This window comes from Kribbella sp. NPDC006257, assembly GCF_040613535.1.
Taxonomy (GTDB): Bacteria; Actinomycetota; Actinomycetes; order Propionibacteriales; family Kribbellaceae; genus Kribbella.
The window spans coordinates 36,094-50,442 of sequence record NZ_JBEXSJ010000055.1; the positions used below are offsets into that span (position 1 = coordinate 36,094).

The 14,349-nt window shown below is 66.1% G+C and carries 12 protein-coding genes; 6 read left to right on the forward strand and 6 right to left on the reverse strand.

Features of this window, described 5'->3' with window-relative positions; genetic code table 11:
• Positions 1-1,428, forward strand: coding sequence for a DUF4832 domain-containing protein (locus ABZ004_RS38500; RefSeq protein WP_355686950.1), 1,428 nt, complete (start codon positions 1-3; stop codon positions 1,426-1,428).
• Positions 1,429-1,431: 3 nt separating this feature from the next.
• On the opposite strand, the gene ABZ004_RS38505 is transcribed toward ABZ004_RS38500, so the two are convergent.
• Positions 1,432-3,051, reverse strand: coding sequence for an alpha-L-fucosidase (locus ABZ004_RS38505; protein WP_355686951.1), 1,620 nt, complete (start codon positions 3,049-3,051; stop codon positions 1,432-1,434).
• 270 nt (positions 3,052-3,321) lie between these two features.
• Here ABZ004_RS38505 and ABZ004_RS38510 point away from each other — a divergent pair, with 270 nt between their 5' ends.
• Both ABZ004_RS38510 and ABZ004_RS38515 read left to right on the forward strand, forming a co-directional pair.
• A complete protein-coding gene (locus tag ABZ004_RS38510; RefSeq protein ID WP_355686952.1) occupies positions 3,322-4,584 on the forward strand; it encodes a histidine kinase in 1,263 nt (420 codons plus the stop codon).
• Entirely contained in the window at positions 4,581-5,234 is a 654-nt protein-coding gene (locus tag ABZ004_RS38515) for a response regulator transcription factor (RefSeq protein WP_355686954.1), read from the forward strand. The genes ABZ004_RS38510 and ABZ004_RS38515 overlap by 4 nt, the downstream gene beginning before the upstream one ends.
• Here the strand turns inward: ABZ004_RS38515 and ABZ004_RS38520 are convergent.
• The 3 genes from ABZ004_RS38520 to ABZ004_RS38530 form a co-directional block, all read right to left on the reverse strand.
• On the reverse strand, positions 5,231-7,483 hold the full coding sequence (locus tag ABZ004_RS38520) for a carbohydrate-binding protein (RefSeq protein WP_355686956.1): 2,253 nt from the start codon (positions 7,481-7,483) through the stop codon (positions 5,231-5,233). The two genes, ABZ004_RS38515 and ABZ004_RS38520, sit on opposite strands and share 4 nt — an antisense overlap.
• A 142-nt stretch (positions 7,484-7,625) precedes the next feature.
• On the reverse strand, positions 7,626-9,407 hold the full coding sequence (locus ABZ004_RS38525; RefSeq protein ID WP_355686957.1) for an ABC transporter ATP-binding protein: 1,782 nt from the start codon (positions 9,405-9,407) through the stop codon (positions 7,626-7,628).
• A complete protein-coding gene (locus ABZ004_RS38530) occupies positions 9,400-11,229 on the reverse strand; it encodes an ABC transporter ATP-binding protein (protein WP_355686959.1) in 1,830 nt (609 codons plus the stop codon). The genes ABZ004_RS38525 and ABZ004_RS38530 overlap by 8 nt, the downstream gene beginning before the upstream one ends.
• Positions 11,230-11,381: 152 nt before the next feature.
• Between ABZ004_RS38530 and ABZ004_RS38535 the strand changes: the two genes are divergently transcribed.
• On the forward strand, positions 11,382-12,170 hold the full coding sequence (locus ABZ004_RS38535; protein WP_355686961.1) for a phosphotransferase: 789 nt from the start codon (positions 11,382-11,384) through the stop codon (positions 12,168-12,170).
• Here the strand turns inward: ABZ004_RS38535 and ABZ004_RS38540 are convergent.
• Positions 12,159-12,287, reverse strand: a complete 129-nt coding sequence (locus ABZ004_RS38540; protein WP_355686967.1) for an Lrp/AsnC ligand binding domain-containing protein — start codon at positions 12,285-12,287, stop codon at positions 12,159-12,161. The two genes, ABZ004_RS38535 and ABZ004_RS38540, sit on opposite strands and share 12 nt — an antisense overlap.
• Positions 12,288-12,410: 123 nt before the next feature.
• On the opposite strand from ABZ004_RS38540, the gene ABZ004_RS38545 reads away from it, so the two are divergent.
• Positions 12,411-12,854: a PaaI family thioesterase gene (locus ABZ004_RS38545; RefSeq protein WP_355686963.1), complete on the forward strand. Its 444-nt coding sequence runs from the start codon at positions 12,411-12,413 to the stop codon at positions 12,852-12,854.
• Here ABZ004_RS38545 and ABZ004_RS38550 read toward each other — a convergent pair.
• Complete coding sequence (locus ABZ004_RS38550; protein WP_355686964.1) at positions 12,823-13,356, reverse strand: GNAT family N-acetyltransferase; 534 nt, start codon at positions 13,354-13,356, stop codon at positions 12,823-12,825. The two genes, ABZ004_RS38545 and ABZ004_RS38550, sit on opposite strands and share 32 nt — an antisense overlap.
• Before the next feature lie 135 nt (positions 13,357-13,491).
• Here ABZ004_RS38550 and ABZ004_RS38555 point away from each other — a divergent pair, with 135 nt between their 5' ends.
• Positions 13,492-14,124 (forward strand): hypothetical protein, encoded by a 633-nt coding sequence (locus tag ABZ004_RS38555; RefSeq protein ID WP_355686966.1) that lies wholly within the window; start codon positions 13,492-13,494, stop codon positions 14,122-14,124.
• The last annotated feature ends 225 nt before the right edge of the window (positions 14,125-14,349 follow it).

Here is a 14,349-nt window from a genome sequence, read left to right on the forward strand (position 1 = left end):
ATGAGACGGCTCATCGCTGCCATCGCAGTGCTCGGTCTTGCGCTGCCGACCCAAGCTGCCGTTGCCAGTAGCAACGGAATGCAGACCACCCACACCCACAGCTACACCGCATCCGACGACGTGATCGCCAACCCGGAGCGCGGCTTCTACCACCACACCGAGACGCACTACTACGCGGACGGCTCGGGTTACACGCCCCTCGATGCCACGACGCTGCGCAACTTCCGGACCCAGGAAGACATCACGCAGATCCTCCGGGTCTTCTACCTGGAGAAGTTCGCCGGCCAGGACGTCCTCGACAAGGCCTACCTGGACAAGGTCCGGGCCGACTTCCGGACCATCCGGGCCGCCGGAGTGAAGGCGATCGTCCGCTTCGCCTACGCCCTTCCCGGTGACGGCTGGCCACCGCCCACGCCGTACGGCGACGCGCCGCTGCCCCGGGTGCTCAAGCACATCAAACAGCTGACACCGATCCTGCGGGAGAACTCCGACGTCATCGAACTCGTCCAGGAGGGCTTCATCGGGTTGTGGGGCGAGGGGTACTACACCGACTACTTCTCCGATCCCACCGATCCGAGCATCGTCACCGATCAGAACTGGGCCGACCGCAAGGCCGTCACCGACGCGCTGCTCCGTGCGCTCCCCCGCGACCGGATGATCCAGGTGCGCACGCCGTACATGAAGCAACGCACGTACGGCGTACCGACCGGCACCGCCGGTGGGCTCGACGCGGCGCACGCGTACGACGGGTCGCCGGTGGCCCGGATCGGGCATCACAACGACTGTTTCCTGGCGAGTCCGGACGACTTCGGCACCTATCTCAGCGATCCGATCGAGCTCGACAAGGACTTCGTCGCGCAGGACAGCAAGTACCTGCCGCAGGGTGGCGAGACGTGTGCCGTGAATTCGCCCCGGTCGGACTGGCCGTCGGCGTCGGAGGAGATGGCGAGGATGCACTTCTCGTTCCTCAACACCGACTACAACCACGATGTGTTGAACACCTGGGGTTCCGAGATCACCACGGCGAAGAAGCAGCTCGGCTATCGCTTCAGTCTGGTGAAGGGGACGTTCAGTGGTAGTGCTCGCCCGCGCGGCAACGTCTCGGTCAACCTGGATATCCGCAACAGCGGCTGGGCCGCGCCGTTCAACCCGCGGAAGGTCGAGTTGGTCTTCCAAGGCGCCAAGCACAGCTACAAAGTCACGCTTCCCGTTGATCCGCGCCGATGGGCACCCGGTACTACGACCTCCCTTGCGCTCCAGGTGCGGGCACCCGCCGTACCGGGTCACTACCGCCTGCTGCTCAACGTTTCGGACGGGGCGCCGCGGTTGCAGGGGAATCCGGCCTATTCGATCCAGTTCGCCAACACCGGCACCTGGCAGCCCGCGACCGGTTACAACGATCTCGGTCAGGTCGTGACGGTCAAGTAGACCTTATTGAGCGGCCCCGTCTGCGATCCGGAAGACGGGACCATAGCTGCCGTCGGCGGCGGCTTTCAGCACCGTCTTGCCGCCGCCGATGGTCAGCTTCACGGCAGTGTTGTTGCCCAGCCTGGCTGCCTTGCCGGTCAGCGAGACGTCGTTGAGGACGATGTCGCCCTTGGGGTTGCCGAGGACGACGACGTACAGGTTGTTGCCTTTGGCAGTGAAGACGACCTTGTCGCCGGCGGCCGTTGTCGTCGCGGACCTGGTCCATGGGCGGCTGCCGTCCATCGCCTCGCGGTTGGTTCGCAGCCAGGCGCCAACCCCGGTGAGGCGGCTGAGTTGCGCCGGGACGATCTCGCCCTCGCCGCCGCTCGGGCCGACGTTGAGCAGGAAGGCGCCGTTGTTCGCCGCCGCCTTGCCGAGTGAGGCGATCAGGTCGGGCGTCTTGGCGTAGTCGGCCTCGGTCTCCGCCCGGTTGTAGCCGAACGATCCGCCGATCCCGCGATCCTGCTGCCAGAACTTGGTCTGGATGCTGTCGAAGTCGGTGTACTCCGGTGTCCGGAAGTCGCTGTGCGGCACGTCGGCCGGCGTACTGATGCCATCGGCAACGTCCTTGTTCTTGAACAACGGCTTCATCAGGGTGTCGAATCCCCAGCGCATCGGCTTCGGGCTCATCACCTGGCTCCCGAACGACGCCGTCCGCCAGCGATCGTCGACGACTCCCTCCGGAACCGTGTTGTAGTAGTCCGCGATGAGCGAGTAGAGCCGCTTCGAACCGGTCGGCCAGGAGATGTCGTTCCAGAGGATGTCCGGCTTGTACCTGGTGATCAACTCGTGCACCTGGTCGATAACGTATCGGCGGTAGTCCTCGCCGTAATGCAAGTAGGAGTAGTCGCCGAGTGTCTGCACAATCTTCTTCTGGAACGTCCAGTCGACGCCGCCGGAGTAGTAGACCCCGAACTTCAGTCCCTGCTTGCGTACGGCGGCAGCCAACTCTCCCATCAGGTCCCGCTTGGAGTGGAAGTCAGGCGCATGCGGATTCCGTACTGCGGTAGGCCACATCGAGTACCCATCCGCGTACTTCGCCGTCACCACGACGTACGAAGCACCCGCCGACTTGAACTGCTTGGCCCACTCGTCCGGGTTCCACTTGGTGAGCCCGGCCTCGAAGGTCTTGGCGAAGTCTGCGTACGACGCGTCGCCGTAGTGCTCCCGGTGGAACTTCGCGGTCGGCGACGTCGGGTCCTTCATCGCATTCGCGTAATCCTCGGCGTACGGGTTCCGCGTCATCGCATGGTTGTACTGCGTCTCCAACAGCTGGTTGAACGTCGTCCCAGTCGGCGCATACCCCGGCACGGAGTACAACCCCCAATGGATCATCACCCCGAACTTCGCATCCTGAAACCACTTCGGCAGCGGATGCTTGTTCAACGACTTCAGCTCCGCCGTATACGGCCCGGACGTAGTCATCTCCGCCTTCCGCCCGTCCTGCCACGCCCAGATCTTGGTCCCGGCCAGGAAGACCAGAACCAGCACCAGGGCTAGTACGACGAGTCCGCCGAACGCCCGGCGAATCCGGTGCCGCTTCTTCTTCGGGGACAGCTTGGGCTGGATCAGTTCGGTCGACATACCCCCAGCCTTACGCCTCCACCTCACCTCCCGAGTCCACCAACAGAATCAACACGCCAACTAAAGGTGGACCCCCGTGTGACCCTCGCACTGCTGGGCGGCGTGGATGCAACCACTGTCACGCAGGGATTGCAAGGTGGGGCCGCCGCTGGTGGGCAGAAGATCGGCGCAACCGTCGTAACCGTGGGCAGGCGCGGTGTGCCATGCCGCTACCACGCAGGGAGTGCGGGGTTGGCAGGCGTGGAACGCCCTGCCGGTACCCTGGAAAGGGTGCGGAGGCAGGCGGAAACGGGGATTCTTGCTGCTTTGATCACGCCCGGCTCCCGGGCGGCGCCTGGCTACGACCGGCCCACCCCGCGGGATCGGGTCGTGGATGTCACCTTTGTGGTGGTCGGATTCCTGCTTGGCGCGCTCGGGCTTGGGGACGTGGCGAGTACGGCGAGGTTCGACCCGCCGGGGTGGCTGATCCTGGCGACCTGGATCGCGTCGGCGCTTTCGCTGGCCGTGCGGCGCAAGTGGCCGGTCGGGTTGGCGGTCGTGCTGATTGTGCTGTCGGTGTTCTTCCCGCCTGTCGGTGGTCCGAGCGTGCTGGCGCTGTTCAGTGCCGCGGTACATCGCCGATCGGAGGTCAGCCTGGCGCTCTGCGGAGCAGGTGTTGCCTCCGGCATCGTTCAGTTCTGGATCTATCCCCCGTCCGGCGAAGCGTCGTACTGGATTGCCGTCGGCATCACCGCGTTGGGCTGCCTGGCGCTCACCGCCTGGGGCATCGTCGTCCGCACCCGCCGCGAACTGATGGCCTCCCTCACCGAACGCGCCGTCCGCGCCGAAACCGAGCAAAAGCTACGAGTCGAGCAAGGACAACGCCAGGAACGCGAACGGATCGCCCGAGAAATGCACGACGCCCTCGGCCACCGCTTGTCGCTGCTCTCGGTCCACGCCGGCGCCGTCGAGTTCCGCCCCGAGATGCCCGCCGCCGAACTCTCCCGCGCAGCCGGCGTGATCCGCACCAGCGCCCGAGAGGCCGTCGAAGACCTCCGCGCAATCGTCGGCGTCCTCCGCTCCCACCACACCGTCGAAGGCCCACGCCGAGGAATCGCCGAGCTCAACGACCTGATCACCGAGTCCCGCGCAGCCGGCATGACCCTAGAAGTTGCCGTCGCTCTCGACCTCACCACGGTCCCCGACTCCGTAGGCCGCCACGCTTACCGCATCATCCAAGAAGCCCTCACCAACGCCCGCAAACACGCCCCCACCCAACCCGTCAACGCCGCAGTAGGCGGACAACCCGGCACAGGCCTAACCATCGAGGTCACCAACCCGCTGGCCACAGGCGCATCCCCCGGACCGCACGGCGCAGGCGGCTCGGGCGGCTTGGGCGGCTCCCGCGACTCGAGTGGGCCGGGGTCTCAGGTCGGCCTGATCGGCCTCGCCGAGCGCGCTTCGCTGGCAGACGGTCGATTCGAGCACGGCGTGACGCCAAGCGGCGAGTTCCGTCTCTCCGCCTGGCTCCCCTGGCCGAAGGACGCACGATGACCGTTCGGCTTTTGGTGGTGGACGATGATCCGTTGGTGCGCGCTGGGTTGGCGGCGATGTTGGGTGGTACGGCTGAGTTGGAGTTGGTGGGGCAGGCGGGTGATGGGCGGGAGGCGGTTGACGCCGTACGGGATGTTCGGCCGGACGTCGTATTGATGGATATCGGGATGCCTGTGCTGGACGGTGTTGCGGCTACTGCGGCGATCCGGCGGCGTGATGATCCGCCGGCGGTGATCATGTTGACTACGTTTGGGTCCGAGGAATATCTGCTCAAAGCATTGCGCGCCGGCGCATCTGGTTATCTGCTGAAGGATGCTGCCCCAGTGGAGATCGTCGACGCGGTACTGCGGGTTGCTGCCGACGAGTCGGTGTTGTCGGCGCAGTCGACGCGTCAGCTGATGGATTACGTGAGCTCGACCGATCGTGACGGTCGCCGGGAAGCAGCCGTCACGACCTTGAGCGTGCTGACCGGCCGGGAACGCGACGTCGCGCTAGCTGTTGCCCAGGGCAAGAGCAATGCCGAGATCGCCGACGAGCTCGATCTCGGCCTTGCCACCGTCAAGACCCATCTGACGCGCGCGCTACGGAAGCTCGACCTGAACAGCCGCGTGCAACTCGCCATCCTGGCCCACGACGCGGACCTCGTCTAACTCAGTTTGAGGTAATCCACGTTGAACCCACCGGTTTCACAGAACAGCGTGACGAGCTGATCCCCAGCAGGCAACGTCACCTGCGCATGCACCGACTGGTAGTTCGCCCAGCCGCCCGTATCCGGCACCGACACCTTCGCCAGCACATTCCCGGCAGCATCGCGCAGTGAAATCGCATCGGTCGCTACCGCACCCGTCCCGTTCGCGACGCGAAGCTCCACGTCGTACGTCGCAGACTGCGTGACATCCACCCGGTACTGCAGCCAATTCCCGGCAGCCGTCCAGCCGACGTTCTTGCCGCCGCTGGCCGATGGGTTGCTCTCGATGAAGTTCGCACCACCGTCGGTCCAGCCGTGCTGAGCGACGTACGACTCCGCCTCGACCTTCTCCCCGATCGGAGTGCCATGCGGCGTGACTGTCACGTGCACAGTGACTTCAGCGTGTGCCGCCCCATCGGTGACCCGGAACTTCAGATCCTGGCTTGCGGCCGAGGTCGGGTGCAGCGTCACCAGTCCGGTCCGCGCGTCGAGGCTGACACCGTCCGGAAGGTCGATCGCGTAGTACGAGAGCTTGTCGCGATCGCGGTCGGTTGCCGACAGTTGCACGTACGACGTGGCGTACTGATCCGCGACCACGTCGCCTACAGGCCGGACTACCGGCGCGTGGTTGCCGTGTGCCGACGGGACGTCGCCCTGCCAGCGGTAGGTCGCATAGGAGTTCGCGGGAACCGTCGCGGTGAACGACTTGCCGGCCAGGACGACCTTGACCGTCTTCGGCGTGGCATTGCTGTTGCCGAGGATCGCGACGAAGTGGTCGCCGCGGTCCTTGTAGACGACGTTGCTGATGCCGTTCGTGGTCGCGCTCGACTCGACCCGGACGTCGTCGGGCGTGAGGTACTTGGCGAACTGGCCCATCGCATAGAGCTCATCGCGCACGGTGAAGGTCTTGGTCGTGGTGTCGACCTTCACCAGCCGGTTCGGCCACTTGGTGGTGCGGGCGACCTCGTCCCAGTCGAGGTTGTTGTCCCGCGCGGGCGTCCAGTGCAGCGTGCCGCCGTCCTGGTCGGTGGTCTGCGCCCACATCACGTACGACGAGGCGTCGAGCCGGAAGTAGTTCAGGATCGTGGCCGGGTTGAGGTCACTCGTCTCGGTCATGTGCACCGGCTTGCCGGTCTGCTCGTACGCGTCCCGCATGACCTTCGGGTCACCCCAGTACGGGTGGAAGGCGATCGCATCCGCCGCCTTGGCAGCGTTCGGGTCGTCGAGGATCCGGTAGTAGTTCTTCGTCTCGGTGCTGTTCGGGTCGCGCCAGTCGTAGAAGTTGAAGTCGTGCACGTAGAGCTGGGTGTTCAGGTGCGCGCGCTTCACCTCGCGCTTGATCGCGATCGCCAGCTTCTGCTGCTGCTCGACACTGATGTCCATCGCGGGGTAGACCACGTCGATACCGGGCTCGTTCAGCAGGGTCAGGGCGTCGACCTTGATCCCGTACTTCGCGTAGGCCTGCACGTACTTCACGTAGTACCGGGCGAACACCTCGATGGCGTCGTCGCGGAGCTTGCCGACCTGGTAGTACGACGTGGTGCTGCCGGGCTTCAGCGCGACCTCGCCGAGGAACTTGTTGTTGGTCTTCATCCAGGCCGGAGCACTCCACGCGGAGGCGAAGAAGGTCGCCCGCGGGTTGTAGCGCTGGATCAGCTTGACCGTGTCGACGATGTGCAGGTCGACGTCCCGCTTGATCGAGAAGTACTTGAGGTTCCAGTCCTCCACGCCGGCCGGCGGTTCGTCGTACGACCAGAACGGCAGGTGCTCGATCAGGTCCGGGCTGCCGATGGTCAGCCGGAAGCGGTCGAACCCGGCACCGGTCCTCGGGTCGACCAGCAGCTTGATCGCCTTGTCCCGCTCAGCCGGCGTGAGCTTCCAGAGGTTGGAGACGCTGGTCTCGTCCAGCGAGAAGCCAATACCGCTGTAGCGCTGCCGCAGCGTGCTCGGGTCGATGACGACGGTGGCGTCACCAGCGCCACCGTCATCCGGTACGACGTGCGTCGTCGGCAGCGGCTGCCACTGCTGGGCCGAGCCACTGGAGTACGTACCGGTGACGGCACCGTGGTCCGGCCGACTGACCGTCGTCGGCCCAGCGGGCGCCGGCCTGGCGGTGGCGGCCAGGCCCCCGCTCGCCGCGAGCAGGCTGCCTGCCGCGAGCATGCCAACCGCCGCGGCAGCGTTGACTATGACGGAACGGGATCGCCTCACGAGTCCTCCTCGACATCAGCGGGAATGCGCTTGCGGCCGACAGCCTAGACATAATTCACCCCTTTATCTATGCCTTGAAGTATCTGTCGATCCGGCGACCCGGTGTCCTGGTGCGTTGTAGATGCGCCAAGGGGAAGCGAAGTTATCGATAGGCGCGGGCCTGGAGCTCGAACAACTCTGCGTAGCGACCGCCGGTGGCGAGGAGGTCCTCGTGGCTGCCGATCTCCTCGACCCGGCCCTGGTGCATCACGACGATGAGGTCGGCCATCCGGACGGTGGAGAAGCGGTGCGAGACCAAGACGGTGATGCCGCCGGTCTCGGCAGCAGCGATCTTGGCCGCGGCGGCGTACTGCTCGTAGAGGCGGTGCTCGGCTTCCGGGTCCAGCGCGGCAGTCGGCTCGTCGAGCAGCAACAGCAGGGGTCGTTCGCGCATGAACGCTCGGGCCAGGGCGAGGCGCTGCCACTGGCCGCCGGACAGTTCGACGCCGTCGGTGAACTTCTTGCCCAGTTGGGTGTCCAGGCCCTTCGGCAACCCGGCGACGACCGACGTCGCGTCACCCCGCGCGACTGCTCGTCGTACGGCGTCCTCGTCCGCCGCGCGTTCGACGTCGCCGATCCCGACCACCTCGCGCGCGAGCAGCTCGAACTTGACGAAGTCCTGGAATCCGGCGGAGAGCTGCGCTCGCCAAGCCTCCGGCGTGATCGAAGCGAGGTCGGTCCCGTCGACGAGCACCTGCCCGGTCGTCGGGTCGTACATCCGCGCGAGCAGCTTCACCAGCGTCGTCTTGCCGGCACCGTTCTCGCCGACCAACGCGATCGCCGAGCCCGCCGGCAGACTAAGACTGACATCGCTGAGGACAGCGGAATCGCTTCCAGGGTAGGAGAATCCGACGTTCTTCAGCTCGATGCCGGAGGTCAGCCGCGGCGGCGCCGGCGTCTTGCTCGCCTTCCACGAGTTGTTCTTCGCGTACTCCCGCAGCCAGTCGAAGCGGCCGAAGCTCCGTACGACTTCGCCGACCCAGTACACGTTCTGCGCGATCCCGCCGGTCATCTGATCGACCTGCGGCGCCAGCAACAAGACCAGTACGACGTCGCCCGCCGTCGCGTCACCGGCCCGCGCCCGGCCGACCACCCAGACCACCGCGCCGGCGTACGCGAGACCGAACACCAGGCGCACCGCTCCGTCGACCTTGCCACCCCAGCGCGCCGCGTCGACCCGGCGCCGGAATCGCTCGGTCTGCAAGAAGAAGATCTTGTCCAGCAGCACCTGCGCGAGACCGAAGACCCGCAACTCGAGGGCGGTCCGCGGGTCCTTCGCCACGTCGATGAGCCGCCCGACCAGCCGTTCCTGGGGCTGCGAGTCTTCCCAGGCCTTCTGCTGCCGCGTGCTGCTCAAGTACGCCGACCAGATCCGTGCCGTGCCGAGCAATGGCAGCAACAGCAGCAGCGGATGGACCGACCCGAGCAGCCCGAGCACCGTCACGGTGTTGGCCACTGTCCCGATCAGCCAGAGCAGCACCTCGGCGCCCACGCCCATCCGCCATGCGCGTTCCCGGACCAGCTCGAGCCGGTCGGAGACATCAGGTCGCTCGTGATGCGACAGACCCGGGATCCTCGTCGTCAGATCCAGCAGATCGGCGTGCACCCGGCCTTCCATCCGCTCCTGTGCAGTGCTCTGCAGCGGGAAGCCGACCACATCGGCGACGAACGAGACCGCCAGACCGGCGACGATGATCGCGATGCCGAGCCCGATCGTGTCCCGCTGTCCGGTCGCCAGACCGTCGACGAGCCGACTCACGCCGTACGTCTGCGTCGGTGCCGTGACCGCTCGCGCCGCGACCAGCACGGCCGACGCCACCATCAGCGACGGTGCGGCCCAGAACGACGTAGACAACCACAGGCCGATGATCCGAAGACTACGCATCGCTGGCCGCCTCCTCCGCCCTCACGTATCGCTCAGCCTGCAGCCGGAACAGGGCGGCGTACGTCCCGTCCTGTTCCAGCAACTGCTCGTGGGTTCCGTCCTCCACGATCCGCCCGCCTTCGAGTACGCAGATGCGGTTGGCATTGCGGACGACCGAGAAGCGGTGCGAAATGATCAGCGACGCCACCCCCGACGTCAGCTCCAGATATCGCTCGACCAGCTCGGCCTCGGCCCGTACGTCCAACGCGGCCGCAGGCTCGTCCAGTACGAGCACCCCGGCCCCGGCCTGTACTGCGAACAGCGCCCGCGCCAGGGCGACGCGTTGCCACTCACCTCCGGACAAGTCGACGCCACCATCGAAGGTCTTGTCGAGAATCGTGTCCCAGCCGCCCGGCAATCGGCGTACCACGTCGTCGATGCCCGACTCGCGGGCGACCTTGGCGAGTGCGGCCTTGTCGTTGATCCTTTCGACGGCACCAAACACGACGTTGTCTGTCACCGACAAGGGGAAGCGCAGGAAGTCCTGCACGATCGCGGCGACGCGGCGTTGCCAGGCTGCGAGATCGAGCTCCGCCAGATCGACACCATCGACCGTGATCCGTCCGGTGGTCGGTCGATAGGCTCCGCCGAGCAGCTTGACGAGGGTCGACTTGCCGACTCCGTTGACGCCGACCAGCGCGAGTGCCTCGTGCGCGCGGATCGTCAGGTCGAGATCACGGAGGACGTCGATCTCGGAACCCGGGTACCGGAAGCTGACCTGCTCGAACCGGATCTCGCGGGCCGGCATGGTCTCGACGCGACGCCTGGTCGTCGCGGCCACCTCGCTCGTCGCGCTCGGCCCGGTCGTCGCGCTCGGCCCGGTCGTCGCGCTCGGCCCGGTCGTCGCGGTCCGCCCGGTCGTCGCGCTCCGCTCGGTCATCGTGGTCGGCTCCGGATGCCGCTCGGCGATCGTGCGGGGCAGTTGCTCCATCGCCCGGAACGCCGAGAGACCGCGGCGGACCTGCGCCACGCCGTACCCGTTCATCGACATCCCGACGGCGAGGATGGCCGGCACGGTGGTGGCGACCTGGGTCAGCGGCAGGTCGCCGTCGAGCGCGGCGCGGCCGACCAGCACGATGGCGAGGCCGTTCGCGAGGAGACGCACCAGGCCGACGAGGATGGACCAGTAGACATTCGCTCGTCGCTTCGCCCAGACGGCGCGGATGCCGGCGGTCCATTCGCTGGCATACCGGCGTACGAGCCAATCGTGGAGACCGAAGACGCGGAGCTCCTTGGGCGCATCCCGCATGCCGAGGTCGAACAGGTATCCGGCGCGCCGCTGCTCCTCGGTGTTTCCCCACCACACGTCGATCTCGCGCTCGACCATCTTGCCGGTGAACAGCTCGAGCCCGATCGTGACCACGCAGAGCGGGACGGCGACGAGCCAGGAGAACATCACGCCGACGATGACTGTGGAGCCCAGCAGGGTGACCCGGCTCGCGAGCACATGCGGGAACTGGGACAGGCCCTGCGCCAGATGGAATCCACCCTTGCCTTTGGCCCGCTCCTGCAGGTCCAGTACTTCGGTGTCCTCGAGGTGCTCGACCCGGCGCGGCCGGAGCAACGGCTCTGTAATGCCCACGCCGATCTCGCGGTTGACCGCAGCATCCATGGTCAGCGAAGCGACCTGCTGAACCGCGGGCGTGAGACTGTCCACGACGAACACCACCAGCAGCGCGGCGAGCAGCCACCCGAACGTGGTCAGCGACATCGCACCAGGCGCATCGTTGATCACGTCCGGAACAGCACCGACGACCTGCCCGGTCAGCAGCGTAACCGCCATGCCCAGCAGGGATCCCAGCATAGCCAGACCCATGGTCAGAGCTGTGCTGCGAGGCGAAGCCCGCAAGGCATACCGGAACAGAGTCAACACCTGACAGACCGTAGCTGCGCCCACCGACAAAACGCATCCGAGTTTCGCCGTAGCCTGCTTCCATGACCGACGAACCCTTGCAGGGCGGCCGAATGAGCCCCGGTGTGGCCCGCCGCGGCGAGACCGTACGACGTCCGACGGGTCCGTGGTCGCCGGCAGTTCATGCCTATCTGAGGCATCTCGAGAAGGTCGGGTTCGCCGGTGCGCCACGCGTGCTGGGGGTCGAGGGCGACACCGAGGTACTGAGCTATGTCGCGGGCGAGGTGCCGTCGGATCCCAACTGGGAACCCGGCAAGGGAAATCTGCTACCAGCGGAGATTCGGTCCGATGAGTGTCTTGCCGCGACGGCCGTGCTGCTTCGCGAACTGCACGAGGCCGGTGCGGGGTTCTCTTCACGCGAGTCGGACTACCAGTTTCACCCGCATCCCTTGCGTCCCGGCGAGGTGATGACGCATGGCGATCTCGGACCGTGGAACACCGTCTACCGCGACGGATTGCCAGTGGCGTTCATCGACTGGGACGCGTGTCAGCCGGTCGATCGCGTTGTGGATGTTGCTACCGCGGCCTGGGCGTATCTACCTCTCGACACCGACCAGGCGCTCACCGAAACCGGCTTCGATCCACTGCCCGACCTGGGCCACCGTCTCCGATTGTTCGTCGATGCGTATGGCGGGCTGGACCGTGCTTCGGTGCTGCCTGCGCTTGTCCAGGCGAAGCTGCGGGCTGCCGCGAATGTCTTCTACTGGGGTCTTGGTGCCGAGGACTCAGCTGTCTCGCTGGAGTTCTATGCCGCTGAGCTGCGGTGGTTGGAGAGCCGTTCGGCGGAGTTGGCGCGGGCGTTAGAGAGGTAGCGGGCGGTTCTCGACGATGCTCTTCATGACGAGGGTGGAGGTGAGGCGGCGTACGCCGGGAAGGGTCGCCAGGCGCTCGTCGTACAGGCGCTGGAAGTCGGGGAGATCGCGAGTGATGACCCGTCAGCCGGAACCCGTCCAGCCGCCGCCCTGTTGGTGAGCCGGATCTCGGGCATTGTGGTGGCCGTTCTCGGCGTAGCTCTAGTGGCCGAACAACTGATGCGCTAGACGGGGAGACCTATGGAAGAGCAGGCGACCATCGAAGTGCAGGATCGTGTCAGATCCAGCTTCGAACGGCAGGGATTGATGGAGCATCTCGGTGCCCGCCTCACCTACATCGCACCCGGCCGTGTCCACATCCAGTTGCCGAGCCGTACTGAGGTGACCCAGCAGCACGGCTACTTCCACGCCGGCGCCACTAGCGCGATCGCCGACAGCGCCGGTGGGTACGCGGCTTTCACCCTGTTCCCCGAGGATTCCTCGGTCCTCACCGTCGAATACAAGATCAACCTCCTGGCCCCTGCCGAAGGCGACTATCTGGAAGCCGTCGGCACCGTACTGCGCTCCGGCCGTACCCTGACCGTCTGCAATCTGGAGGTCTTCGCAGCCACCCCCACCCAGCGCATCCTCATCGCCACCGGCCAGCAAACCGTCATCCGGATAGAGACGCGCCCCGAACGCTGAAGTCACCGCGACCGATGACGAACTGCCGATAGAAACTCGGCACGCCCAGGAATATCTCGTCCTCGCCCCGACCGGTCTCGATCATGCCGAGCGAGGTGAGGATCCGGATCGAAGCCTCATTTGCGTCGACAGCCTCGGCCCAGATCTCGTCCAGCTTCAGCTCCCCGAAGCCGTGCTCAAGTCCCCGCCGAGCCACTGTCCCGCCCAAACCCTGGCCCCATCGCGCGGACGGGCCGACGACGTACCCGAGTTCGCGTCTGCGCTCTTCGTCTCCCGCGAAGTCGACGTACCCGACGACCTGCTCCCCGGCAACCGCCGCAAGTCGCAGATGGTCTGGTTTCGGTTGGGTGATCAGCTTCCGCCAATGCTCCTCCGCCACAACGGCATCCGCCGTCCACCCGGCATGCTCACAGAAGAGATTGTCCAGCGCCCAGGCCGCGCAGGTCGGTACGTCCGAGAGAGCCAGCGGCCGCAGAATTACCTCGCTGGCCAACGTCTCCACGGCGAAAGCCTAACCACAACTGATGCGGTACGCCGGGGCGAGTTGGTCGCGGAGGCACTTTGCCGTTCCGTCCAGATCCGGACGACGAACTGGGAGCACCCGGGCCGTGACTCTGGGGGCGGATAGGTTGGATGGATGGTGCATGAGGGTGGGGGTTCGCAGCCGCCGCAGGACGGGGCTCCGCAGTACGGGGTTCCGCAGGACGGAGGTCCGCAGTACGGGGTTCCGCAGTACGGGCCGCCGAAGCGGAGTCGTGGGCCGTTGGTGTTGGTGGCGGTGCTCGGGGTGACGTTGGTCGCGGTACTGGCGATCGGTGCTGTGGTGCTGCTGCGTAACGGCGATTCGAAAACCGACAGCGCGCCGAAGAGTGCAGGGGTGGTCGAGTTCCGGCGAGTGGTGAAGACCGAGCAGGGGCTATGCGCGACGCCCGCAGAGCAAGGCGTTGCTTGCGATTCGGACGGCAACCGCTACACCCTCGGCAAGGTCGAGGTCGACGGCAGCCACGTGCGCTCGGTGAAGGCCGAGTCGCAGGACGACCGGTGGTATCTGCTGCTGAGCTTCGACGACGAAGGCAAGAAGTTGTTCAGCGCCCTCACCTCCGAACTCGCCCAGAAAACACCCCCGGACAACCAGATCGCGATCGTCGTCAACGGCTCGGTCGTCACCGCCCCCACCGTCCAGTCGGCCATCACCGACGGCCAGGTCCAGATCTCCGGCACCTTCACCAAGGAAGCCGCAGAAAAACTAGCCACCCAGATCACCGGCTGACCCCACATCCGACCGCACGTCTCCCCGCTCGGCGGCGAATCCACCGATGGGTCGAAAGATGCCGCTGGGCCGAACCATGCGAACTACCCGGAGGAGTCCGGTGGTGGGTCGTAGATGACGGGGTTGTTGCGGTAGCTGCGACCGGTGGGGCTGGTCCAGGTCCAGCTGCCGTCGGGGTTGGCGGCGATCTCCCAGCCGCCTTCGTGCTTGAGGCGGTGATGATGC

Bases quoted from the DNA above. Each gene is read 5' to 3' on its own strand.
- ABZ004_RS38500 (WP_355686950.1), top strand. From the start codon at position 1: ATGAGACGGCTCATCGCTGCCATCGCAGTGCTCGGTCTTGCGCTGCCG.
- ABZ004_RS38505 (WP_355686951.1), bottom strand. From the start codon at position 3,051: ATGTCGACCGAACTGATCCAGCCCAAGCTGTCCCCGAAGAAGAAGCGG.
- ABZ004_RS38515 (WP_355686954.1), top strand. From the start codon at position 4,581: ATGACCGTTCGGCTTTTGGTGGTGGACGATGATCCGTTGGTGCGCGCT.
- ABZ004_RS38525 (WP_355686957.1), bottom strand. From the start codon at position 9,407: ATGCGTAGTCTTCGGATCATCGGCCTGTGGTTGTCTACGTCGTTCTGG.
- ABZ004_RS38530 (WP_355686959.1), bottom strand. From the start codon at position 11,229: ATGGCGGTTACGCTGCTGACCGGGCAGGTCGTCGGTGCTGTTCCGGAC.
- ABZ004_RS38535 (WP_355686961.1), top strand. From the start codon at position 11,382: ATGACCGACGAACCCTTGCAGGGCGGCCGAATGAGCCCCGGTGTGGCC.
- ABZ004_RS38545 (WP_355686963.1), top strand. From the start codon at position 12,411: ATGGAAGAGCAGGCGACCATCGAAGTGCAGGATCGTGTCAGATCCAGC.
- ABZ004_RS38555 (WP_355686966.1), top strand. From the start codon at position 13,492: ATGGTGCATGAGGGTGGGGGTTCGCAGCCGCCGCAGGACGGGGCTCCG.